This window comes from Pseudobacteroides cellulosolvens ATCC 35603 = DSM 2933 (assembly GCF_001262605.1).
Lineage (GTDB): Bacteria > Bacillota > Clostridia > Acetivibrionales > DSM-2933 > Pseudobacteroides > Pseudobacteroides cellulosolvens.
Window position 1 is genome coordinate 825,097 of the sequence record NZ_LGTC01000001.1, and the last position, 21,498, is coordinate 846,594.

Here is a 21,498-nt window from a genome sequence, read left to right on the forward strand (position 1 = left end):
AAATAATCTCCAGGAAAAAATAAAGAAAAATAAACAGAAGAGGGAGATTAATGATGGGATTTAACAGTGAAAATAAAAATGAAGTGGAAATGACCACCTACGATAGACTTTTAAGAGCTTGGGAAAACTCAAAGGAGCTAGTTAGAGACTTTGAGATGTATTCAAAAAGGATTGAAGATGAAGAGATTAAAAATGTTTTCAAGCAGTTTGCTGAAGATGAAGGAATGCATGCTACAAAGCTAAGAGAAATTATATTGAATTATAAAAGCGAAGGTGATAACCAGTAGTAAAAGTACGATTAGTAATGGCTAAGAAATAACATCCGCATAATTTGCTATAAATAAAAATTGATTTTACTGTAAGAGAAATTTACAGTAAAATCAATTTTATTTATGTGTGAGAAATGAAATTGTATGCTATAAAGCTATAAAAAGTAATTACCATCCAAGCTTAATCTTTATTTCTTTAGTAAGCTGATCAGCCATTAATTGGTGAGTTTTAAGGCTTGGGTGCCAATCTTCACCGTATCCGTTGCTTTCAGATTGTTGTGGATATTCAAGGAAGTATACTTTAGTATCTCCCTTTGTTTTAAAACCATTAACAACTTCATTCATGTAGTTGTAAGATGATTCCAGGCCTGTACCCCAAAGCATTGGACCCATTGTGCAGAATATATGTGCATTTGGATAGTTAGTGCGAACTGTAGTTATAAGATTGTTATATGAAGTTATAAATTTTGTCTTTTCTGCAGCAGTAGTTGAAAAATCATTTGTACCAAGATTGATAACAACTACCTGAGGTACATAGTTTTTAAAATCCCATTTAACTCCGCTATTTGGAAGTGTAAGAGGGTAACGGTCCCCTATAATTGGGCCTGCTTGACCTCCATAGTTCATTGTAAGGCCAATTCCTGACCAGGCAATAATATTTGCACTAGCGTTCAATGAACGTGCTGTAATGGCAGCATATGATAAATAACTGTTTTCATTCTTTGCTGTAAAGTGCTCTTCTTTTGCTTTTCCTTCATTTCCATATGCACAGGTGATAGAGTCGCCGATAAATTCAATCTTTCTTTCTAAAGGAGCTGGAGCAGCAAGGAGTTTACCTTGTCCGAAATCAAAGCCTAAGAACTGTGCTTCACCCTGGGAAGCTTCAGTTCTTTTCCATAAAACAAGCTTGTGGGTTCCATTTGTAAGATCGCTTGCTAAAGTTACAGTAGATGTTGTGCCGTTAACAGAGAAAGGAGTGAGTTCTTTACCGTCTATAATAGCTTGAAACCAGTTTTCCCCTGTAGATTTTATTGTTGCACTGACCTGTGTTCCGGAGAAGTTTAACTCTGCATTACTGCCTGACCAAGCACATTTTGGGCCCTTAGGGTCTGAAAAATCGAATCTTCCGTTATATAGTACTGCCGGAGAGGATGATGGAACAGGTGTTGGTGAAGTGTCTTCTATTACTTTATTAAACACTAAAGCGACCAAAATAACATCACTCATGTTTATAGATCCGTCATTATTTATATCGCATCTTTTGTCATAATCGGTTGTGCCAATGTTGCGTTAAAGTGGGAAGCTATCAATACCACATCGGCCATATTTACTGCTTTATCCCCATTGATATCTTCAGGATATGAAGATGGATTGGACGAATTTGTAGTTGTTACTTTAGTAGGTGTTGGAGTGTTTGTGGGTGTGGCAGTTGCAGCTGGTGTATTTTGAGTTCCGCCGGAACCCTTTACAAGTGCATTGGCTATATCAGGATAATACCATGTAAGTGCAGACCTATTTAACAAAGCATATGTTTCTGCCTTACCCGGTGCATAATAACCGTTATCCCACCAAAATAAAGCAATACCCTTAGCTCTTGCTTCCTGAGCATAATATTCGGCATGGGCTGTTCTGGAAGAGAGGTTGTTTTTATCTATGGTACCGAATTCACCGATAATTACAGCTCGTCCTTTACTTATAAACCTATTATAAAGTGCATTGAATTCTGAAGTAAGTGAAGATTTATCAGAAGAAGTTCCCCAAGTTGAAGTTCCGTTTATATCCATAGCAAAGAAATATGGGGAGTAAGCATGTATTGATACAATGACTTTATTATCGTCGTTTGGTATTTTAAAATCGTTTAGAGTAACATCCATAGCAGCTGCTGCATGGGGAGGAACCATTATGAACCTTTTGGCATTATTTCCGCCTGTAGCTCTTATAGTGTTTACTGCTGCCAAATTGAAATTGTTTATTACATCACGGTTTTCAGCTGTTCCGCCTGTCCACTCATTAGCCGAACCTTCTACCCTTGGTTCGTTCATTGTTTCAAATATAAGATAGTCACTGTAGTTTTTAAAACGGTTTGCAATTTGTTCCCAAAGCTTGGTAAGCTGTGTTTTGCTTGCTGCTTCCTTTGCATATGTAGGAACAAGCCATTTGTTTTCGTGGTGAAGATTTAAAATAACGTACATATCGCTATCAAGAGCATAATTTACTACTTCCTCAACCCTGTTAAGCCATGTTTGATCAATATTATAATCAGGGGCTGCTCCAACATGAGTATCCCATGTTACTGGTAATCTCACTGCGTTAAAACCCATTTCCTTTACCTTGTCTATCATTGCCTTGGTTGTTCTGGGATTTCCCCAGCCTGTTTCGGTAGGTGCATCAAGTGTATTACCCAAATTCCAGCCAAGCCTTATATCCTTTACAAGATCAATAGCTGTTATATCCCGCATACCCGTGTTAGCAGTAGATGCCGTAACATTCATACTGCCAAGAATCGTGACAAGAAGAAAAACAATCGCCAATAGTGAGGCTTTTCCCCTAACGAAAAACTTTTTACTCATTATACCAACCTCCATAAAATTTAAATATTTAGAAATGACCCATATTTTATCATTCCTTTATGTATCTATGGTTATCGAACTGATATATAACTTTACAGTTCGACACCTATTATAATAATTCGAAAAAACAAACTTATTTGAGTAGGGGGAACAAAATGGTTTGTAATTTTCTTTCATACCCTATACTGAAAAATTTGAATTTTATCGAAATATATAAGAGGGGAGGAAATCAAATTGGCAAAATTGAGTATTTTTAAGAAGCTAAAACCTGAAATCGATTACACTAATGACATAATAATTAAAATTCAAGATGGAGACAAGCTTTTAAAAGAAAGATTTATAAGTGATTATACTCCTTTTATTTTAAAGACAGTTGCCAGAATAACCAATAAATATGTTGATGTTCAAAACAGCGAAGAATATAGTATTGCACTGATGGCATTTGATGAAGCAATAAATTGCTTTAATATAGACAAAAACAAGAGCTTTTTGGCATTCAGCGACCTTGTTATCAACAGAAGACTTATAGACTACATTAGGAAGAACAGAAAAGATAATAATGTATTTCCTTTTACATACTTTGATTGTGAATCATATGAGGAACTTAAAGAAAAGTATTTGCTTGAATACTCTGTTACAAGGCTTGATAACATTGAAATAAAGGAAGAAATTATTCTCTTTAAGGAAAAACTGGCAACATTCGGTATAACCCTTGAAAACTTGGCTAAAAGCATACCAAAACACAAAGACTCGAAACTAATGTGCATTAGAATAGCAAGGATTATAGCCAGCGACAAGGAACTTAATTATAAATTAAATAAAACAAAGAATATTCCAATGACTGACTTGATGAAATTAGTTGATGTACACCATGCAACGATAGAAAGAAACCGCAAGTTTATAATTGCAGTAAGTCTTGTAATAAATAGTGGCCTTGATGTTATAAAGAGTTATCTTCAGTTTACTGAGGAGGGGGGTGTGAGTGGTGATTAACATGGGGACTATTATGGAGGTATATAAAAATGAAGTATTGGTTATGACTGTGGACTTTGAACTGGTACGTGTGAAAAGAAAGCCGGAAATGTATTTAGGACAGCAGGTTTATTTTGGTGATAGTGAGGTTATTAAATCCCAAAGAAAAAGTAATTTTTTTGTTGCTTCAGCAATAGCAGCGATAATGATGTTTGCAATTATAATTATTTATGTTGTTTTACAAAAAGGAAATTTTAAAAATGATAATAACTTTTATGCTTATGTTGATTTAGATATCAATCCAAGCATTGAGTTTTTAATAAACGATAACGATATTGTTAAAAAAGTTATTCCATTAAACAATGACGGAAAAAAGGCGATATCTGATACTTTGTTAAAAGAATTGCCTATAAAAGAAGCTGTGGAAAAAGTTATGGGCAAATTTCAAAAAGAGGGTATAAAGAATGCTAAAAATAATATTGTTATGATTTCAGCATCATTAAACCCGGAAATTAAAAGTTATAAGGAAAATAAAGATAATGCGGAGCTTAAGCTAAACAAGCTTATTGCTTCATTAAAATCTATCGATGGTACCGAGATAAATAAGGAGTATACTGTAAATGTAGTCAAGGTAGAACCGGAGGTTAAGAAGCAGGCGGTGGAAAACGGTTTGTCTGCCGGAAGACAGTTTATATTGAAAGAAGCTCAGAATAATGGTGTTGATATGACGCTAAATGAGGCAAAAACAGGCAATCTGGCAGTGCTTATGAAAAAGTTGGATTTGTATAATAAAAGTACTGATAAAGAGACTTTAAGTACACCGACCGTTAAATCTATAAAAAATACTACACCTGAAGCTAAACCAACTTTTACAAAAGGAGCTGCATTAGTGGGTTCTACTCCGAAAAATTCGTATAATCCTATAAATCTAAAAAATGATAAGGAAACACCAACAAAATTAAATATTCCAACGCAATTAGATATACCGACTCAATTAGATATACCACCAAAATTAAATACACCAACACCTAAGAATATATCTGAAAGTAAAAAACCAGTTGAAAGCAAAACGTCTGATTCATCAGCAGGTACAATTAAGATACAGTATTATAATGTTTCAAAGAAAGTAAGTAAAGTCATTCAGATAAACACTGTTATAAATGTTATTAATACAGGCAGTGAGGCAATTGATTTAAAAGACCTGACTGTTAGATATTATTACACAATTAATGGGGAGAGGCCCCAGTCGGCAGATTGTTGGGCTCAAACAGACAAATCCAATATTATTCACAGATTTGTTAAAATGAATAGGCCTTCCGGTAAAGCGGACTACTACCTTGAAATAGGATTTAAAAGCGGTTTGGTGGAACCGGGGAAAAGTACTATGGTTATAACATGGTTTAATAAAGACAATTGGTCAAATTATGAGCAGGACGACGACCATTCATATAATTCATCCGGAATTGAGGAATTGTATGATTGGAAGTATGTAACGGGTTATATAAAAGGTGCCTTAAAATGGGGAATCGAGCCTAAGTAAGTTTTCTTAAATTTTTTGGTTTATAGAAAAGTTAAAAGCTTTATAATATCTATTCACAAATTTGTTGTAATGAAAAATGTGAAATTTTAAGAAATTAGTAGATAATGCATGAAATGAGTAGTAATAGAAATGTAAATATCAATAATTGGCGATATTGGTTAAATAACGTCTTGACCAAACAGCTATCCGTCAGTATAATATAATACGTGTCTGAGACATGACAACGACATTCCTCAATAGCTCAGTCGGTAGAGCATGCGGCTGTTAACCGCAGGGTCGTAGGTTCGAGTCCTACTTGAGGAGCTATAAGGGCCTTTAGCTCAGTTGGTTAGAGCAACCGGCTCATAACCGGTTGGTCCGGGGTTCGAGTCCCTGAAGGCCCACTTAAAAATAGGAAGCTTGCAAAAGCTTCTTATTTTATTTTGTCTGGAAATTATTTTGTGTCTAGGGAATTATGGTGTTTGCATAATCATAATTTCTCACGACAACAATCAAGGTTAACAAAATCATTTCGTGATTTTGTTATTAATCGGTGGAGTGTTATGGAGTTAAAAGGAAGATTGAAGCTTATTGCCTCAAAAGTTGTCAAGAGTGATACGGTGTGCGATATTGGGACTGACCATGCATATATTCCAATATATCTTGTTAATAACAACATTTGCAAAAGAGCAATAGCTTGCGATGTTAAAAAAGGTCCTATTGTGTTTGCAAAAAAGCATATTGGATGCTCTGGGCTTTCAAATTACATAGAAACCCGTTTAGGTGACGGTCTCGATCCATTAGGTGAGAACGAGGCTAATGTGGTTATTATTGCAGGAATGGGTGGTTACCTTATAAGTAGGATTATCAGCGATGGTTTATATAAGGTTACCAATTGTGAAAATATAGTCTTACAGCCTATGAACGAGATAGAATGTTTAAGGAAATGGCTTTATGAAACCGGGTTTGATATTGTTGATGAAGAGCTTACAAGTGAAGGTGAAAAGATATATAATGTCATTGTGGCAAAATGGACTGGAAAACCTTCAGTAAAGGATGCGGTATACCACCATTTTGGAGAAAAGCTTTTTGAAAGGAATGATCCGCTTCTGAAAGCTCATATCGAAAAGAAAATAAAAACATACAAAAAAATAGTTATGGAAATGGTAAATATAGATCAAAATAGGGATGAATTAAGGCAGCATTACATATCTTTGATTGAAAGCTTTGAAAAGCTGGCTGAGGGACTAAAGTAAATTCTGTTATTTTGGTCATGATCAAAAAATAACTTCCGCTATAAATTTCGCTCATGTGTTGACTTAACTCGTCAACACCCGCTTAGAAAGCGGAAGTAATTTTTTATTCATGCCTGAAGCAAAGTTACTCATTTGGTAGGAGCAAACATTAAATGGAGGTAAGATAGCTATGAGCATTATTTGCAGGCATGTTGTAAACTTTATGGAAGAACTGGCACCACCCCATTTATGTGAGGAGTGGGACAATATAGGGTTATTGATAGGAAGTAAGAACAAAAAAGTTCAGAAGATACTTATATGTCTTGATATAACAAGAAATGTTGTAAAAGAGGCCATAGAACAAAAAGCAGATATGATCATATCTCACCATCCCTTTTTGTTTAAGGGGATAAAAAGAATTATTCCTGAGGATCCAAAGGGAGAATTGATTTACAGTCTTATCAGGGAAGATATATGTGTTTATTGTGCTCATACCAATCTTGATTTTGCAGAAAACGGTCTAAACTATACACTTGCTAAAACTCTAGGACTAAAGAACATAAAAAACCTTAAGACTTATACAAAAGAAAAATTGTATAAAATTGTAGTTTTTGTACCGTGTGAATATGGTGAAAAAGTGACAGGTGCCATGACTGCTGCAGGTGCCGGATGGTTAGGAAATTACAGCGATTGTTCCTTTACATTGGAGGGAACAGGTGCTTTCAGACCATTAGAAGGTAGTAACCCCTTTATTGGGGATACCGGTAAACTGGAAAAAGTAAGTGAGTTCCGGGTAGAAACTATTGTAAGGGAAGAGTTGTTAAATAGAGTTGTAGAATCCATGCTTGAGGCTCATCCATATGAGGAACCTGCATATGACATATATTCTTTAGTGCAGGGTGGAAAAGAGTACGGTTTTGGTAAAGAAGGAGAACTGGATAAGGCATTAAGTCTTGATGAATTGGTGTCCAGAATAAAAAACAGCTTAAATATAAAAAGCTTGAGAGTTATAGGAGACAGAAGCGAGGATATAAAGAGGGTGGGAGTCTTTTGCGGAAGCTTTGATGGCGATGTGATTCCATCATTGGGTAAGCTGGATATATTGGTGACAGGAGATATAAAGTACCACACAGCACTTGACATTGCAGAAATGGGATTGTGTGTTATTGATGCAGGTCATTTCGGAACCGAAAAAATTATTGTAAATGAATTAAGCCGTTTGCTGAGCGGCAAATTCTCAGATCTAACAATAGTACCAAGCAAAGTGGAAAAGGACCCAATAAAAGTTACTTGACTTTTTTGACTTTGGATATTAGTATATAATATGTTGCTTATTTTTGATAAGTAAGAATTTTAAAATTAAAACTTAATATGAGTAAGCCAGATGATCGCGTGTAAAGTGCCGAAAGGCCTTATACGAGGAAAGTCCGGGCTCCATAGGGCAGGGTGCCGGGTAACTCCCGGTGAAGGTGACTTCAAGGAAAGTGCAACAGAGATATACCGCCTCATTTATGAGGTAAGGGTGGAAAGGTGAGGTAAGAGCTCACCAGCGGCATGGCGACTTGTCGGTCTATGTAAACCCCATCTGGAGCAACACCGCAGAGGGACGTTAAGGTTGCCCGCTAGTCCCGGGTAGGTGGCTTGAGCTATACAGAAATGTATGGCCTAGATAGATGATCATCAAATACAGAACCCGGCTTATAGACTTACTCATTCAAATACGCATTAGCACCAGCTTATATGGCTGGTGTTTTTGCTTATACGCTGTTTTTGCAAGTATTATTGTTCGTTGGATCAGTTTTAGGGATAATAACGTCGGCTTCATTCGCTTTTGGGCTAAGGTAGTGTTTAGTACCATCAGGGAGCTCAATAAATTCATCACCATAATCACGTATTAAATGAAACTCTTGAAATACTTTTTCTTGAGCTATCTTAGCATCTTCCTCATAACCTTCCCTTGTTATATAAATAGTGGAAACTTTATCTCTATGAGAAAATAATGAAATGCAGGATTTACATGACCTGTAGATGCCAACATTAAGTGTACTGTCTGGGAATATATTTTTAAACAAGGTATGAGCTTTTTGATTATCAATGCCCAAGAATTTAATATCATATAAGTAGGCTTCAGCTTCAGGCATAAATTCAATAGTGCCACATACATGAATGTTATTTTCGTCAGGCTCATAATGTATATTTGAACTCCTGCATTGTGTGGATTGTTGAAAACGGAAAGTTGCATATAACAGTGTCGTATCGTTGTTGTAGTAATATTTTATGGTTAAAACAATAATTACACTTATCATATCCACAGCCTCAAATCCTTGTTCAGCGAGCATCCTGACATGGTCCCTATATCGTTTTTTTATTATAACTAAGCCTTTTACCCTGAAATATTTGGCAAAATAAATAATTGCGGTATATAATAATGTTGTCAGATTATTGCCGTATTTAACTTTGGGGATGAGGTGCATAAGTATAGGGAGAAGTGTTAAGAAGCAGGTGAGAGGTGAATTGAATAGAAATAAAGAAGTGTTGTTGATTGATATTTGTATAGGCTTTATCTTTATATTAATTGTTTTACCTTTAGTATATTCTTTTTATGGGTCACTTGAGGTCTATCCTAATGATGAACAGAACAGCAAAGTGAGAATAGTAATGGGGGCTATAGTACTTATATTAGTAATAATAGAACTATTCTTTCTTAGTATTCGATATAAAATAGTTTCTAAAAGGAATAGAGAAAAATAAAAGCACTTTATCAACCCCTACAGTTCTTATTGCCTATAAGCAAATATGAAACATCAGAAAGGATGAACTATAAAATTGAAATTACTTGAAAGACACATATTTGAATTGGAAAAAGAATTATTAAAACCTGAAACAAGGCAATCAGCAGAAAAAATAAGTGAACTGCTATCAGATGATTTTATGGAATTCCGTAGTTCAGGGTCCATATACCATTATAGTATGGGTGATGTTTTTAGTAAGGAGATAGATATATCAGTTGAGAATTGCGAAGTGCGGGATTTTACAATCAAAGAACTATCTAATGGCTGTGTACTGGCTACTTATAAGGTGATTAAGCATAGTGAATTGAGTCAAGATGTAAAGTATTCATTGCGAAGTTCAATATGGAAGGTATTCAATGGTTCATGGAAAATAGTTTTTCATCAAGGTACTTTAACTTCTAAAATACAATAGGTAAAACAATGAAAGAATTATTGAAGTTATTATGGTTATGAGGTGTATCGTGTGAAAATAATGTGGTGCTGGCGATGCAAACAAGAAGTCGGGATGCTTGATGAAGAAGAATATAACAGAGTTCATGAAATTTTCATAGATTGTACAAAAAGGACAAAGGTTTATAGAGAAACAACAGGAAGTCCACTTGATAAGACAACTTTATGTAACTTATTTAAACCTGTAGTTGAAGAATATGAGAAGATAACTGGATTTAAGGGTTTTCATCATAATGTAGTAATGCATCATAGAGTTTCGATTTATGGACACCCATGCAAAAATTGTGGGAAGCCATTAAGGACTCCAAGAGCAAAAATGTGTACAGCATGTGGGGCAAAAGTTTAGAAGAATTGATAGTCACGCTCCTCATGTGTTTGAAAATTGGAAGAAAAGGTTTGAAACAGGAACTTTCCCTTTTTGAAATTTATAGGCTAAATATCAGTCAAAAAATGGAGTGATTTCAATGCTTGATAAAGATGAATATTATTGCAAAGTATTTGTAAATAAGGATATTGAAAGATTTCAATTAAATAGAATTATTATGGATATTGTATCTGGAGCCTTTGATGGATTTGATATTGAGGCTTGGTGGGGGAATATTTATCTTAAGGAAAATGAGGCTACAAAGCCACCTTGGGGCAAAGTCAATGGAGATGACTTTATTTACTGGCTTTATTTTATGGATATAGAGCCAAGTGATGAAGTTGAAAGGGAAGATTATATTGAATCCATAGCAAAACTTATGACTGAATTATATAATAATGGCTGCCAGGTTATCGCTGCATGTGACTTTGAGGATGAGGTGCCGAAGTATAGGGAAAAGTTGTAGGAGATAAGTAGTAGGGCGTTGATATAAAATTAAGTAGAGAACGGGGAAAACATGTATATGAGTTGGAAATATAAAACTGCTTTGAATTCTATGAGGAAGGTACTATATAGTGGAAAATAAAATAGTAGTTGCTGTTAAAGGCGTAATAGTAAATGACGGGAGAGTATTAATAGTAAAACGTGCAAGTAATGATGAAATCGGTGCAGGCACTTGGGAATGTGTAGGTGGTAAAATTGAGTTTGGTGAGGAATTGGAAACTGCACTTATACGAGAAATTAAGGAAGAGGTTGGGTTGAATGTTACAGTTGAGAAACTTTTATATGCTACCACTTTTAAAACATCCCCGACAAGACAGGTAGTTATCCTTACATATCTATGTAGAAGTGAAGTGACTGATGTCAGGCTATCAGTGGAACACTTGGAATATCTTTGGGCTACCAAAGACCAATTAAAGCAACTTTTGCATCAAGGTATTCTTGAGGATTTTGAAAAGAACAATGTATTTTCAATACAAGAATTGTTATGATATGGTATAAATAAAATTATTTATTGGTGTTACACTTAAGTCTTTATTTGTAACGGACAGGAGGTAATAAAGTGAAAAAAACATATGATATGAAAAATCCGATGGCCCCTCCATGGCTAATGTGTCCCAGTATCAGCAGATATAGTATTGGCTGGAGAATGGGATATGGAGAAAATTATATATACAGATTCGGAGAATGGTTCGGTGCTCTGACAAAAGAGGAACAGAAGAAGTTTGAGCAGATGTTTCCTGCACCTAAAGGCTGGCTTGGTTGGTATGAAGATAATGAGGAAGATTTTTATGATGATGTAGGATATCTTCTTTGGAACAAAGATGGAGATATGAAATATTCCATTGACTCTTTACAAAAGGATTTTCGTGCAGGTAAAGAAAATAAGTACTTGTTTTTCTGGGGCCATCAGCCGTCCGCTGATGGAAGTATTACAAAAACCTGCCTAAGCCAATGGTGGGAATCCGACTTTACAATTGATATAAATACTTACTGCTGTATGGAACAGTATATGATGGCAGAAAAAGCACGGCTCTTTGGAGATGAAGAAATATTAGAGGAGATATTGAAAAGCAAACACCCCAAGCAGATTAAGGAGTTGGGAAGAAAAGTCAGGAATTTTGATGAAGAGGTATGGAAGATAAAACGGTACGCCATAATTCTCAACGGTAATTATGCAAAATTTATACAAAATGATGGGTTAAGGGAGTTTTTAATTGGGACCAAAAATCGAGTACTTGTTGAAGCCAGTCCTTATGATAAGATTTGGGGAATAGGAATGGCGGCTGATGATAAGCATATAGAAAATCCTTTGGAATGGAAAGGGTTAAACTTTTTGGGGTTTGCGTTAATGGAAGTACGAGATGAACTTATCCGTGTTTGTAAGAACTATGATAAATTGAATTTAAAAGTATTACATGAAGATAATACTTAATGAATCAATTCTTAAGGTAAGGGAGAGGTGCTTTGGAAAACATCAAAAACATTATTTTAAATGCAGGTGAAGTCTTAAAAAAACAGTATAATGGATTAAAAACCTGCGAAACTAAAGAAAAGTTTGATTTGGTTACGCAAAGTGATTATTTAATTGAAAAGATATTGATAAATGAGATTAAATTAATTTACCCTGATTATTCAATATATTCTGAAGAAGTTGGAAGCATAAGTAATAAGCCAGATAAGTGTTGGATTATTGACCCTATTGATGGAACTGCAAATTTTGTATTTGGAGTACCATATTTTTGCATATCGGTATGCCTCGAAAATCAGGGAGAGATTACTGAGGCTTATGTTTATAATCCTGTCTCAGAAGAATTTTTTTATTCAACAAAAGACGAAGGGAAATCTTTTTTAGATGGGAAAGAGATAAATGTCTCTCAAAACAATGAAATTGGTGATTGCTTGGCAGTCTTCGGATTTAGTGCAAATTATAATAATATACAGAGATACTACAAAGACTGGAGTTGCATTTTTGAAAATGCTAAAAAGGGAATGCCACTTTTATCACCTGCCCTGAATATTTGTAATGTGGCGAGAGGAAGAACAGATTTTTTTATAGATTTGAGCAGTAATATGGAAGGTCATTCAGCGGCAGCATTAATTCTGAAAAATGCAGGTGGGAAAGTATATAATTATGATTTTACAGAGTGGGATTATAAGAGTAAAGGGATAATTGTTACAAACGGCAAGGTATGCTTGGAGCAGTATAAAGATAAATATAGCAGTTGATTGAAGAAATACTTTGTGGATTATGACTATTATATATGACTAAATATGTGTTCATAATTTTGTAGTTAGAAAAATACTAAGCAGGAAATGGTATTTTAATATTGACTGCCACATCTTGTTGAATTAGAATATAATAAAATGACAATATTATTAATGCTATGAAGAGAAGAGTAAACTATTGATGTCTTTTACAGAGAACTCCTAAATGCTGAGAAGGAGTAAAGAATAAGTAGTTGAACATGGTCTTGGAGCGTTCGTACCAAATATTCTATAAAAGTTTATAGATATAGGCTACGACGGGTGCACCCGTTACAGTGCCAGAGTATAATTAGAATCCATTTATTCTAACGTACTTGTTGAGGCTGATGTCGTGAGTCATCGGTGAATCGGGGTGGTAACACGGAGTATAATGCTCTCGTCCCCAGGATGATACCTGGGGGTGGGAGTTTTTTATTTGCATTTATTGTTTCATAAAACCACAAAATTTAGGAGGTGCTAACAATGAACATATTTATTGGAGGAGCGTGGCCATATGCAAATGGGTCACTCCACATCGGGCACATTGCGGCTTTATTGCCAGGAGATGTACTGGCAAGATATTATAGGTTGAAAGGGCATTCAGTGTGCTATGTTTCTGGAAGTGACTGCCATGGTACACCTATTCAAATTAGAGCAAATAAGGAAGGTGTTTCACCAAAAGAAATTTCTAACTATTATCACAATGAATTCAAAAGTTGTTTTGATAAACTGGGCTTCACATTTGACTTATATAATCAAACAAATGATTATTTTCATAGCAGTTTTGTTCAAGAGTTCTTTGCAAAACTATTAGATAGTGGATACATTTATAAGAAAACTGTAGAACAGGCCTTCTGCCAAAAATGTAATCAGTTTTTACCCGACAGGTTTGTGGTTGGCAAATGTCCTAACTGCGGAAGTATTGCAAAAGGCGACCAATGTGATTCCTGTGGTTCCCTTTTAGACCCGTCCAACTTAAATGACAGGAGATGTGGAATTTGTGGTGAATCCCCTATATGTAAGCCATCAGAACACTTTTTTCTGGCTTTGTCCAAACTTGAGCCGTTTATTAAGAAATATATTAACTGTTCAAGTGGATGGAGAGCAAATGCTATTAGTTTATCGCAAAGATATATTGATGAAGGACTTCGTGACAGGGCAGTGACAAGAGATTTGGAGTGGGGTATTCCTATACCTGTTGAAGGATTTGAAACTAAGAAGATATATGTATGGGTGGAAGCGGTTTTAGGATATCTCTCTGCAAGTAAGAAATGGGTTTTCGCTAATAATTTAAACTGGGAATCCCTGTGGGCTGATAATTCTCTACACTACTATATACATGGCAAAGATAACATTCCATTTCACACAATTATTCTTCCAGCATTGCTAAAAGCACATGGAAACCTTCATTTGCCTGATAAGATAATATCAAGCGAATATGTAACCCTTGAGGGTAGAAAGATATCCACAAGTCAAAACTGGGCGGTTTGGATACCATATCTTCTTGAAAGTTACAATCCAGATACTATCCGCTACTTTTTTATATCCAATGGACCTGAAAAGCGGGATATTGACTTCTCATGGAGAGAATTTATAAATAGCCATAATGGTGAATTGCTTGGTGCATATGGAAATCTTGTTAATAGAAGCCTTGTTTTTATAAATAAGTCTTTTGACAGCAAAGTACCAGAGGGTCAATGCAATCCTAATATCAGAAAATTATTAACTGAACTCTATTTAGGCGTTGGAAATCTGATTGAACAAGGTAATTTTAAGGATGCTTTAGAAACTATATTTTCGTTTATACGGTCAGCAAACAAATACTTCGATGAGGAACAACCATGGGTTACAGTAAAAGATAACATTGTAAAATGTAAAGAAACACTTCATACATGTGTACAAATTATCGCTAACCTCTCAATACTACTGAACCCTTTCTTACCAGTTTCGTCAGATAAAGTTAAGAATATGTTAAAAATAGAGACAAATGGCTGGGAGTATATTGAAGTGCCATCAGATTCAAGAATAGGAAATGTAACGATTTTGTTTGAACGTATTGATAAAAATAGAATAGACGAGGAACTTGAAAAACTCAAGAAATTATAGGTGTTGTGACTGCTCTTGCTGAATATTAGGTGGGAGCAGTTAATTCTTGAACTATGCGTATTACAACCACAATAGTGCTTACTGATTTTACTTTTATATAAACTCATATTGGAAAGGCTTTAAGGATGATATAGGATAAAACAAAGAACCTGTAAATATTTTTTAAGTTTGGTATAATTTAAAATAAGATAGAAGAAAAAATTATGTGTTATGGTAAAGAAACCTAAATTATTCAATATTACATCAAATATCTTTGAAAGTGAGATGTTAAGATGATTTCATCAATAACTAAATCAAAAATACCAATTGACTTTTCGTATGTGCTTAAAACATCACAACTTGAAGAGATACTTGGAAGAGAAAATATTATTACCGATGTAACTCTGGAATACTGGAAACCACAAATAATTGGTTCAATTTTTGAAGTGCATTATTGGTTGCCTAATGAAAATAACCCCTTTAATAGATTATATATCAGGGCTGGAGCAATATTAAAAAAGGATGTTTATAACGCCAGAGAGGGCTTGCAGAAAGAAGTATTACCTGAGTTTGTGAAATGGATAAAAAATATTGAGCAATTAGAAAAGTCATCACCGCTGAATACCGAACGATTATTCTCAGGATATTATCGAAATAATAAGGTTTTTATTGTGAAAGATTGATTTATGTAAGTATAGGTATGAGACTTCAAGCAATGAACATATTGTCTATTATATTCAAGAACTTGACTTATGGGTTACCATAATATAACATTGAATTACAAAACCTATATCACATACTTTAATATAAAACAGAGGATGTTTTCATGATTTCAATAATTGTAGCAGTATCGAATAATAACGTGATAGGTAATAATGGTATTATACCTTGGAAAGTTAAAGGTGAACAAAATAGATTCAAGGAGTTAACTATAGGTAAAACCATTATTATGGGCAGAAAATCTTTTGAAGAAATAGGAAAACCACTCCCTAACAGAAAAACCATACTAATTTCAAATACTCAGAGTATAAACAATGAGAACTGTATCACAGTAAAATCCCTAATTGAAGCAATTAACTTAGTAAAAGATGAGGATGAAATATTTATTGCAGGCGGAGGTCAAGTATATAGGGATGCATTGCCATACACAGATAGGATATATATTACTGTAATTGATAAAACTATTAATGGTGATATATATTTCCCTCAAATTTCTAAAACAGAATTCGAAAAAATCTATGAAGAACATGTGGATGGAGAAATTCCATACACATACTATACATATGTAAGAAAACGCAGAGTTTATAATGAAAAACAACTGTAACAAACCCATAATACCTTCATTCCCATTTATACAGAGGAAATAAAAGAATGAAAAAATAAATTTTTTTTAATGGACCTGCAGGTGTAGGAAAAACAGCAAATTGAAAGAGTTTACTTGAGAAAATGAATAATGTAGCATGGCTTGAAAGCGACTGGTGTAGAACAATAAATATGTCTCCCTCTACTTTTAATCCAGAAACAGATGAGATTGCAGTCAGAAATATTTCTTTTGTTTTAAGAAACTACTTAAAATGTAATATGCTGGATTATGTAATTTTTTATTGGGTATTACACAGGAAACATTTATTTGGTAGGGTTCTTAACAATATAAGTGACATGGTAATCCAGTTATTGATACGACAATGTTATCTGCGGATGAAACGGTCGAAAAGATTTTAGAGGTTATTAAGAATGCAACTTTATAAAATCTATATTGAATTGTTATGACAGGGAGGGACTTAGGTGAAGGGTGCTACCCATGTTTATGCAATTATTAGGATTGACAAGTTTATAGATGATTATAAAAATGCTGTTACAGTGAAAGAGGTTGTTTTGTCACTTGAAGACGCTGAAAAGGAAGTAGAACGGCTAAATAGAATTAATAGTGACAAAGATTGTTTGTATTTTTGGCAGACAACACGGCTGATAAGTAATATTTAATACGTACAAACTTACATAAAGTAACTTCAATAAACCCATAATTTACTCGCTTAAGGAACCGATTGAAAATTGTTAATGCGCAAGGATGCAGAAGTACTTAACTGATTAAAAGGACGAAAAGGAATTCTATAGAATAACTTTTTTGTTCTTTTTAATTTTACTCTTGACACTCACGTAACGTTATAGTATAGGCTGGATATATAAAAGGAGGGAATATAAAAATGAGGACTGTAAACGATGTTTCCAAATTAACTGGTATTAGCATACGCACGCTCCATTATTATGATGAAATAGGAATACTAAAGCCTACAACATATAATGAAGCAGGATATCGGATTTATGACGATAAAGCAATGGAAACATTGCAACAGATATTATTTTTTAAAGAGTTTGATAAAGAGAAAACGCTTATAAACCAGAAGAAGATACTGTTGTTGAAAAAGGAACGCCTAAATGGCCTGATAAAACTGATTGATGATAAATTAAAGGGAAAAATAAAATGAGTTTTCATGAGTTTAGCAAAGAAGAAATTGAAGATTTGTTTCATTCAATGCTTGTTAATATGGGCAGAAAACAAGTAGAAGGTTGTGAACGAAATTATGGATATATGGAGAATTTCAAAGACAAGTTCATGGCTAATGCAGGCAGTGAGGAAGCACAGGGTAATTTTAGAAAGATTATAGAATGGTATGGGAGTAAAGAGGCTGTATTGGATGTTGTAAAAAATCCAAATCCGCCTGAGATTATGCAGTCGTATCAGGTTCGGATTTCGGAGATTCTTAAGAAGTTATCGTTATTTAAGGAAGAAGATGCAACGCTATTTCAGGTAGAGAAAAATTGCATCAACAATTTCTTGGTTGGGCTTTTCACCAAACCAATCCATTTCAATACATTCACCACAATGCTTGCAGTGATATGATGCATATGTATTAACCATTAAATTTATAAAACTTTGTCCAACGTGCATTTCAATTTGCTTTCCGCATTTCGGACATTTGATTAAAATTATTGCCATGTGATACCTCAAACCAATTCTATCAATGATTGGCTTCTAAAATCTCACTTTTAATATCAGCAGTTATTATGTTAAATTATAACCGATTTGCATTTTTCATTTACAGGTAAATTCTCTTACAGACTTAACCTGATTTAAGTATATCTTACCTGTAACACCTTGAATATCCAACATACCCCAATCAGGATGCTTTCGCAAGTATTCTAAATCGAATATCCTTTCCCAACTTAATTCCATGTCGATAATTTCATCATCATAATCCAAAATCGGATAATCATTTAAAACGCAGTGCCATGCTTGAAAATCAGATAATAGTACTTTACTATCTGGTAGTTCTACCTCAATAAGAATAGCCTTTTTACCTCTTTCCATATGACCACTTCGCCTTAAGTCGGGCTTTTCAGGCCAAAGCCATATAGGATACTCCTCATTATATTCGGGAATTCTTTTAAGCATTTGGGACATCATCCAGTGATAGGGACGTAAAAATTCTTCCCAAACATACTTTTCATTACCAATTAAATAACCTCGGTGCTGTGCTTCAGTCCAAGCATTTAAATCTTGTATAGAATAATATATTCCCATATCAATACCTCAAATCTATTTTAATTCAATAACTTCAGGTTCATCTTTTACTATACCACCAATAATATCATAAAAATATACATTCTTGTTTTCAAAATCAACTATAGTGAGAGAGGGATTATGTTCCCGAAATAATGTACCAACATTAATAATGGTTTTATCTTGTATTTGCTTAACCATCTTTCTGTGGGTATGCCCATTAATCATAATAGATGGATACGAACCATTAATAAACATCTGCAAATCATCATTTGATTCGATTGCGTACCCATAATCATCAGAACATACCCTTGCCATTTCATTGTCCAAAATTCCGTGGCAAAGAAGGACTGAGCCAGTAGAAGTCGTAATTTCACGGGTTTTAGGCAAACTTTTAAGAAAATCAATTGAATCATTTGATAAATCGGCTAAGGTCATTGAATCTGGCATGTTTCTCATAATACCTCCCAAACACCAAATATCATGATTACCTTTAACTGATATTATTCCTTCATTACGAGCCCTTGAAATTATTCTATCTACATTACCGTAACCATCACAAAAATCCCCAAGGCAATAAATATCCTTGATACCTTGGCGTTTAAAAAACATTATTGATGTTTCAAATATAATATCCTCTGCATGAACATCACTGATAAACCCAGCAACTTTAACCATTTGTTTAATTGCATCCATATCAGATTCCTCTTTAATCTTTTTCAATGAACTCAAGTATAATTCCCAAATCTTTTGCAGTTTTATCTATTTCAAAATAGTCAGCATAATCAAACTTTTTCTCTAATAGCAGTTTTTTATCAGACCTAATATAATCTATTAACGCTTTTGTTGATAAGTCATATAATCCGCCAAATTGCCTGAAAAACTTTAATACTGCTGAATTTACTTTGAATTCGGAAGGAATTAACCACAATTCACCATCAAATCCAGGAGTTAGAAAGGTTTTCTGAGTTTTTGCAAATTCTTTTACCTCTTCACTGCTCTCAATATACTGACTATATGTTTCAGTATGAATCAGATGTTTTCTGTTTAAAATATGTGTAATAACTTCAGAAGGCAATTTAATGTAGTGCGACTCAATATAATGTAAATCAATATTCGACCACCTGTAAAAGCCATCGTCAAAGAAATACGGACCGCCAATTCTTTTTTGTCTGCAACGAAATCGGCACCAGACAATACCAGGAGACCAGAGTACGCATTCAAATGATTTTAAGTAACTGATAACTGTTTTTCTTTCAGACTCATTCCAAGTCAAATCAACAAATCCTGATAGGTCAAAACCATCTGGATTATCCTGACTGATACAATTATTTTCAAAAAGACTTTTTCTATTTATCATTTTACACCTTCTTATAAATAAATGTTTATAAAATAGTAAAAATTAGTCTGAGTACTATGAAATATCAATTCTTACAAGATGTATTTTCCCTATATGGCACTTAGGGCAGTCGCTTTCAAAAGGACGATATGGCACTAAAAAAAGTAAATTAGTTATATCACAGTGAGGGCAACGGATTTTTTTATCAGGATTATTTTTAGGGGCTTTAAGTTTAAAATCATATTTTCCCCATTTTAGAAACTGTTTATATTCTTCATGAGAGTAGCCTGGTTTTAGTTCAGTATGTTTACCCCAGACTTCAAGGTTGGTAAAAACTCTTTTCTTATATTCCAATAAAATGATTTCGGACACAGTATCACAGTTTACGCAAAACAAGTGGCCACTAAGACCGTCTACGCCTTGTTTTACTCTATTTCCTAATAGATGACCGCAATATTCTATTTTACCGCTTTTGTTCCATCTGAATTCCCATGGCCCTGATGTGAAAAATTTGTGTTCACAGTTATTGCATTCAAAACAATAGGATGAACCCATATAAATCTCCAGTAGAAGCCATAATAATTGCACCTTGGCTCCAACAAAATTTATTGTCTGTAATTTCCTCAATATCACTTACGAACCCGTATAGGTAATCCCATCCATGTTTATAACCGTCATCGGGAAAAATATGTTTTTTATTTTCGGTATTATCATTAATAATTATTTCATACCTTACGTTACAAAAATCCTGCTTTTTCTCGAATGAGATAGGATTTATAGGGCTTTTCATTATTTGCTCTATAGATTTATTTATAAATTCCTCTCTTAAAACGCTGCTTTTACATGTTATGGTTGGAAAAATGACTTTTGGGTATTTAAGCCTTTCAACAGGGTTTCTGAATTTTTCTGAGTCTGTTTCAAAGTACCACTTGGTACGGCAAATATAATAAGTACCACCTAAATCGAAAATTTCCCAATGTATATAAAGGTGAGTAAAATTGTACTTGAAAATTTGAATTAAACGTCTTCGGTTATTAAAATATTTTAAATGCTCCCTACAACCTTTTAAGATAATCATTCCTGCATTTTGCTCAAGTTCTCTATATTCATAAAATAATTGTGGACAATCTGCTGCCATACTTATTCCTTTCGTAAGCCTATAATCATTAATATTACGTTCCATATACCGCTAAATGGTCTCCCTGCTTCCATCTGAATTTCAAACTCCTTATTTTCTTTTGTTATAATACCTAACCTGAATATATCACACTTAGGATTCATGTATTTAATTTGTGTTCTTGTCTCAATAATGTTTTCCAAGTCAACAAATAAAGTATTATTGTCGAGATTGGACCACCATAACTTATGTGTTGTAAGCAGTACGCAATAATAACCCTTTTATATGAAGCAATTAGTGGTTTTTCTTCTTCAGTTGATACTCCTAATAGGGTTAATATTTCAGCCTGCGTTTGATATGGAAAATTACAAAAAATCTTTGTAAAGTTGCCTTCTCCCCCACGTGATTCAAAATATTTATTTATTCTTGAAATAAATGAATTTTTAATTTGCCACATATTTACCATCCTAAATAGT

The 21,498-nt window shown here is 34.1% G+C and carries 26 protein-coding genes, 2 tRNA genes, 1 other RNA gene and 1 other annotated feature; of the genes, 20 read left to right on the plus strand and 9 right to left on the minus strand.

The genetic code is table 11. The annotated features are described in order from the left end of the window. Positions 1-50 precede the first annotated feature (50 nt). The gene (locus Bccel_RS03410) at positions 51-287 is read left to right on the plus strand and encodes a ferritin family protein (RefSeq protein ID WP_242853137.1); all 237 of its coding nucleotides are present in this window, start codon (positions 51-53) and stop codon (positions 285-287) included. Between the two features lie 150 nt (positions 288-437). Here the strand turns inward: Bccel_RS03410 and Bccel_RS30660 are convergent, their stop codons facing one another. Then, entirely contained in the window at positions 438-1,496 is a 1,059-nt protein-coding gene (locus Bccel_RS30660) for an SGNH/GDSL hydrolase family protein (protein ID WP_082225116.1), read from the minus strand. A 20-nt stretch (positions 1,497-1,516) separates the two neighbouring features. Next, on the minus strand, positions 1,517-2,839 hold the full coding sequence (locus Bccel_RS30665) for a glycoside hydrolase family 5 protein (RefSeq protein ID WP_082225117.1): 1,323 nt from the start codon (positions 2,837-2,839) through the stop codon (positions 1,517-1,519). A gap of 234 nt (positions 2,840-3,073) precedes the next feature. On the opposite strand from Bccel_RS30665, the gene sigI reads away from it, so the two are divergent. The 7 genes from sigI (at position 3,074) to rnpB (ending at position 8,282) form a co-directional block, all read left to right on the plus strand. Further along, on the plus strand, positions 3,074-3,832 hold the full coding sequence (gene sigI / locus Bccel_RS03420; protein ID WP_036943063.1) for an RNA polymerase sigma-I factor: 759 nt from the start codon (positions 3,074-3,076) through the stop codon (positions 3,830-3,832). Beyond that, entirely contained in the window at positions 3,822-5,351 is a 1,530-nt protein-coding gene (locus Bccel_RS03425) for an anti-sigma-I factor RsgI family protein (RefSeq protein ID WP_152965906.1), read from the plus strand. The genes sigI and Bccel_RS03425 overlap by 11 nt, the downstream gene beginning before the upstream one ends. Before the next feature lie 230 nt (positions 5,352-5,581). Beyond that, positions 5,582-5,654 (plus strand) — tRNA-Asn (locus Bccel_RS03430). A 6-nt stretch (positions 5,655-5,660) separates the two neighbouring features. Further along, positions 5,661-5,734: transfer RNA gene (locus Bccel_RS03435), tRNA-Ile, on the plus strand. A 159-nt stretch (positions 5,735-5,893) separates the two neighbouring features. Beyond that, entirely contained in the window at positions 5,894-6,586 is a 693-nt protein-coding gene (locus Bccel_RS03440) for a tRNA (adenine(22)-N(1))-methyltransferase (protein WP_036943067.1), read from the plus strand. Positions 6,587-6,755: 169 nt separating this feature from the next. Continuing rightward, positions 6,756-7,859 (plus strand): Nif3-like dinuclear metal center hexameric protein, encoded by a 1,104-nt coding sequence (locus Bccel_RS03445; protein ID WP_036943070.1) that lies wholly within the window; start codon positions 6,756-6,758, stop codon positions 7,857-7,859. A 78-nt stretch (positions 7,860-7,937) separates the two neighbouring features. Beyond that, positions 7,938-8,282: RNase P RNA component class A (gene rnpB, locus Bccel_RS28505), an RNA gene on the plus strand. Positions 8,283-8,322: 40 nt separating this feature from the next. Here the strand turns inward: rnpB and Bccel_RS03455 are convergent. Next, the gene (locus Bccel_RS03455) at positions 8,323-8,904 is read right to left on the minus strand and encodes a hypothetical protein (RefSeq protein WP_036943073.1); all 582 of its coding nucleotides are present in this window, start codon (positions 8,902-8,904) and stop codon (positions 8,323-8,325) included. A gap of 487 nt (positions 8,905-9,391) precedes the next feature. Between Bccel_RS03455 and Bccel_RS03465 the strand changes: the two genes are divergently transcribed. The 12 genes from Bccel_RS03465 to Bccel_RS29515 all read left to right on the plus strand — a co-directional run bounded on the left by Bccel_RS03465 (position 9,392) and on the right by Bccel_RS29515 (position 17,906). Next, the gene (locus Bccel_RS03465) at positions 9,392-9,769 is read left to right on the plus strand and encodes a nuclear transport factor 2 family protein (protein ID WP_036943079.1); all 378 of its coding nucleotides are present in this window, start codon (positions 9,392-9,394) and stop codon (positions 9,767-9,769) included. A gap of 51 nt (positions 9,770-9,820) precedes the next feature. Beyond that, a complete protein-coding gene (locus tag Bccel_RS03470) occupies positions 9,821-10,153 on the plus strand; it encodes a hypothetical protein (RefSeq protein ID WP_036943083.1) in 333 nt (110 codons plus the stop codon). Positions 10,154-10,271: 118 nt separating this feature from the next. Further along, positions 10,272-10,637: a hypothetical protein gene (locus Bccel_RS03475; protein WP_036943085.1), complete on the plus strand. Its 366-nt coding sequence runs from the start codon at positions 10,272-10,274 to the stop codon at positions 10,635-10,637. 109 nt (positions 10,638-10,746) lie between these two features. After that, positions 10,747-11,163: an NUDIX hydrolase gene (locus Bccel_RS03480; RefSeq protein WP_036943088.1), complete on the plus strand. Its 417-nt coding sequence runs from the start codon at positions 10,747-10,749 to the stop codon at positions 11,161-11,163. A gap of 71 nt (positions 11,164-11,234) precedes the next feature. Then, positions 11,235-12,107, plus strand: a complete 873-nt coding sequence (locus Bccel_RS03485; RefSeq protein ID WP_036943091.1) for an NADAR family protein — start codon at positions 11,235-11,237, stop codon at positions 12,105-12,107. Positions 12,108-12,139: 32 nt separating this feature from the next. After that, positions 12,140-12,901: an inositol monophosphatase family protein gene (locus Bccel_RS03490; protein WP_036943094.1), complete on the plus strand. Its 762-nt coding sequence runs from the start codon at positions 12,140-12,142 to the stop codon at positions 12,899-12,901. Between the two features lie 149 nt (positions 12,902-13,050). After that, positions 13,051-13,327: a binding site (T-box leader), on the plus strand. 75 nt (positions 13,328-13,402) lie between these two features. Further along, positions 13,403-15,025, plus strand: coding sequence for a methionine--tRNA ligase (gene metG / locus Bccel_RS03495; RefSeq protein ID WP_036943097.1), 1,623 nt, complete (start codon positions 13,403-13,405; stop codon positions 15,023-15,025). 272 nt (positions 15,026-15,297) lie between these two features. Further along, a complete protein-coding gene (locus Bccel_RS03500; RefSeq protein WP_050753056.1) occupies positions 15,298-15,687 on the plus strand; it encodes a hypothetical protein in 390 nt (129 codons plus the stop codon). A 143-nt stretch (positions 15,688-15,830) separates the two neighbouring features. After that, positions 15,831-16,328, plus strand: coding sequence for a dihydrofolate reductase (locus Bccel_RS03505; protein WP_036943100.1), 498 nt, complete (start codon positions 15,831-15,833; stop codon positions 16,326-16,328). A 461-nt stretch (positions 16,329-16,789) separates the two neighbouring features. Next, complete coding sequence (locus Bccel_RS03510; protein WP_036943103.1) at positions 16,790-16,987, plus strand: hypothetical protein; 198 nt, start codon at positions 16,790-16,792, stop codon at positions 16,985-16,987. A 221-nt stretch (positions 16,988-17,208) separates the two neighbouring features. Continuing rightward, the gene (locus Bccel_RS29510; RefSeq protein WP_050753057.1) at positions 17,209-17,490 is read left to right on the plus strand and encodes a MerR family transcriptional regulator; all 282 of its coding nucleotides are present in this window, start codon (positions 17,209-17,211) and stop codon (positions 17,488-17,490) included. Continuing rightward, the gene (locus tag Bccel_RS29515) at positions 17,487-17,906 is read left to right on the plus strand and encodes a hypothetical protein (protein WP_050753058.1); all 420 of its coding nucleotides are present in this window, start codon (positions 17,487-17,489) and stop codon (positions 17,904-17,906) included. Before Bccel_RS29510 ends, Bccel_RS29515 begins: the two co-directional genes overlap by 4 nt. Before the next feature lie 192 nt (positions 17,907-18,098). Here Bccel_RS29515 and Bccel_RS03525 read toward each other — a convergent pair whose 3' ends face one another. The 6 genes from Bccel_RS03525 to Bccel_RS03550 form a co-directional block, all read right to left on the minus strand. Further along, positions 18,099-18,587 carry a DUF3841 domain-containing protein gene (locus Bccel_RS03525; protein WP_036943107.1) on the minus strand — a complete coding sequence of 163 codons (489 nt, stop codon included), beginning with the start codon at positions 18,585-18,587 and terminating at the stop codon, positions 18,099-18,101. A 15-nt stretch (positions 18,588-18,602) separates the two neighbouring features. Further along, positions 18,603-19,262, minus strand: a complete 660-nt coding sequence (locus Bccel_RS03530) for a metallophosphoesterase family protein (protein ID WP_036943109.1) — start codon at positions 19,260-19,262, stop codon at positions 18,603-18,605. A gap of 13 nt (positions 19,263-19,275) precedes the next feature. Continuing rightward, positions 19,276-19,926 carry a hypothetical protein gene (locus tag Bccel_RS03535; RefSeq protein WP_036943112.1) on the minus strand — a complete coding sequence of 217 codons (651 nt, stop codon included), beginning with the start codon at positions 19,924-19,926 and terminating at the stop codon, positions 19,276-19,278. A 54-nt stretch (positions 19,927-19,980) separates the two neighbouring features. After that, positions 19,981-20,460, minus strand: a complete 480-nt coding sequence (locus Bccel_RS03540) for a hypothetical protein (protein ID WP_036943115.1) — start codon at positions 20,458-20,460, stop codon at positions 19,981-19,983. Further along, positions 20,438-21,088, minus strand: a complete 651-nt coding sequence (locus Bccel_RS03545; RefSeq protein WP_152965908.1) for a hypothetical protein — start codon at positions 21,086-21,088, stop codon at positions 20,438-20,440. The genes Bccel_RS03540 and Bccel_RS03545 overlap by 23 nt, the downstream gene beginning before the upstream one ends. 94 nt (positions 21,089-21,182) lie before the next feature. Beyond that, a complete protein-coding gene (locus tag Bccel_RS03550; protein ID WP_036943122.1) occupies positions 21,183-21,479 on the minus strand; it encodes a hypothetical protein in 297 nt (98 codons plus the stop codon). Between the last annotated feature and the right edge of the window lie 19 nt (positions 21,480-21,498).

Bases quoted from the DNA above. Each gene is read 5' to 3' on its own strand.
- Bccel_RS03535 (WP_036943112.1), bottom strand. From the start codon at position 19,926: ATGATAAATAGAAAAAGTCTTTTTGAAAATAATTGTATCAGTCAGGAT.
- Bccel_RS29510 (WP_050753057.1), top strand. From the start codon at position 17,209: ATGAGGACTGTAAACGATGTTTCCAAATTAACTGGTATTAGCATACGC.
- Bccel_RS03455 (WP_036943073.1), bottom strand. From the start codon at position 8,904: ATGCTCGCTGAACAAGGATTTGAGGCTGTGGATATGATAAGTGTAATT.
- Bccel_RS03500 (WP_050753056.1), top strand. From the start codon at position 15,298: ATGATTTCATCAATAACTAAATCAAAAATACCAATTGACTTTTCGTAT.
- Bccel_RS03410 (WP_242853137.1), top strand. From the start codon at position 51: ATGATGGGATTTAACAGTGAAAATAAAAATGAAGTGGAAATGACCACC.
- Bccel_RS03540 (WP_036943115.1), bottom strand. From the start codon at position 20,460: ATGGGTTCATCCTATTGTTTTGAATGCAATAACTGTGAACACAAATTT.
- Bccel_RS03545 (WP_152965908.1), bottom strand. From the start codon at position 21,088: ATGGAACGTAATATTAATGATTATAGGCTTACGAAAGGAATAAGTATG.
- Bccel_RS03525 (WP_036943107.1), bottom strand. From the start codon at position 18,587: ATGGGAATATATTATTCTATACAAGATTTAAATGCTTGGACTGAAGCA.
- Bccel_RS03530 (WP_036943109.1), bottom strand. From the start codon at position 19,262: ATGGATGCAATTAAACAAATGGTTAAAGTTGCTGGGTTTATCAGTGAT.
- Bccel_RS30665 (WP_082225117.1), bottom strand. From the start codon at position 2,839: ATGAGTAAAAAGTTTTTCGTTAGGGGAAAAGCCTCACTATTGGCGATT.
- metG (WP_036943097.1), top strand. From the start codon at position 13,403: ATGAACATATTTATTGGAGGAGCGTGGCCATATGCAAATGGGTCACTC.
- Bccel_RS03440 (WP_036943067.1), top strand. From the start codon at position 5,894: ATGGAGTTAAAAGGAAGATTGAAGCTTATTGCCTCAAAAGTTGTCAAG.
- Bccel_RS03505 (WP_036943100.1), top strand. From the start codon at position 15,831: ATGATTTCAATAATTGTAGCAGTATCGAATAATAACGTGATAGGTAAT.
- Bccel_RS30660 (WP_082225116.1), bottom strand. From the start codon at position 1,496: ATGAGTGATGTTATTTTGGTCGCTTTAGTGTTTAATAAAGTAATAGAA.
- Bccel_RS29515 (WP_050753058.1), top strand. From the start codon at position 17,487: ATGAGTTTTCATGAGTTTAGCAAAGAAGAAATTGAAGATTTGTTTCAT.
- Bccel_RS03445 (WP_036943070.1), top strand. From the start codon at position 6,756: ATGAGCATTATTTGCAGGCATGTTGTAAACTTTATGGAAGAACTGGCA.
- Bccel_RS03550 (WP_036943122.1), bottom strand. From the start codon at position 21,479: ATGTGGCAAATTAAAAATTCATTTATTTCAAGAATAAATAAATATTTT.
- Bccel_RS03475 (WP_036943085.1), top strand. From the start codon at position 10,272: ATGCTTGATAAAGATGAATATTATTGCAAAGTATTTGTAAATAAGGAT.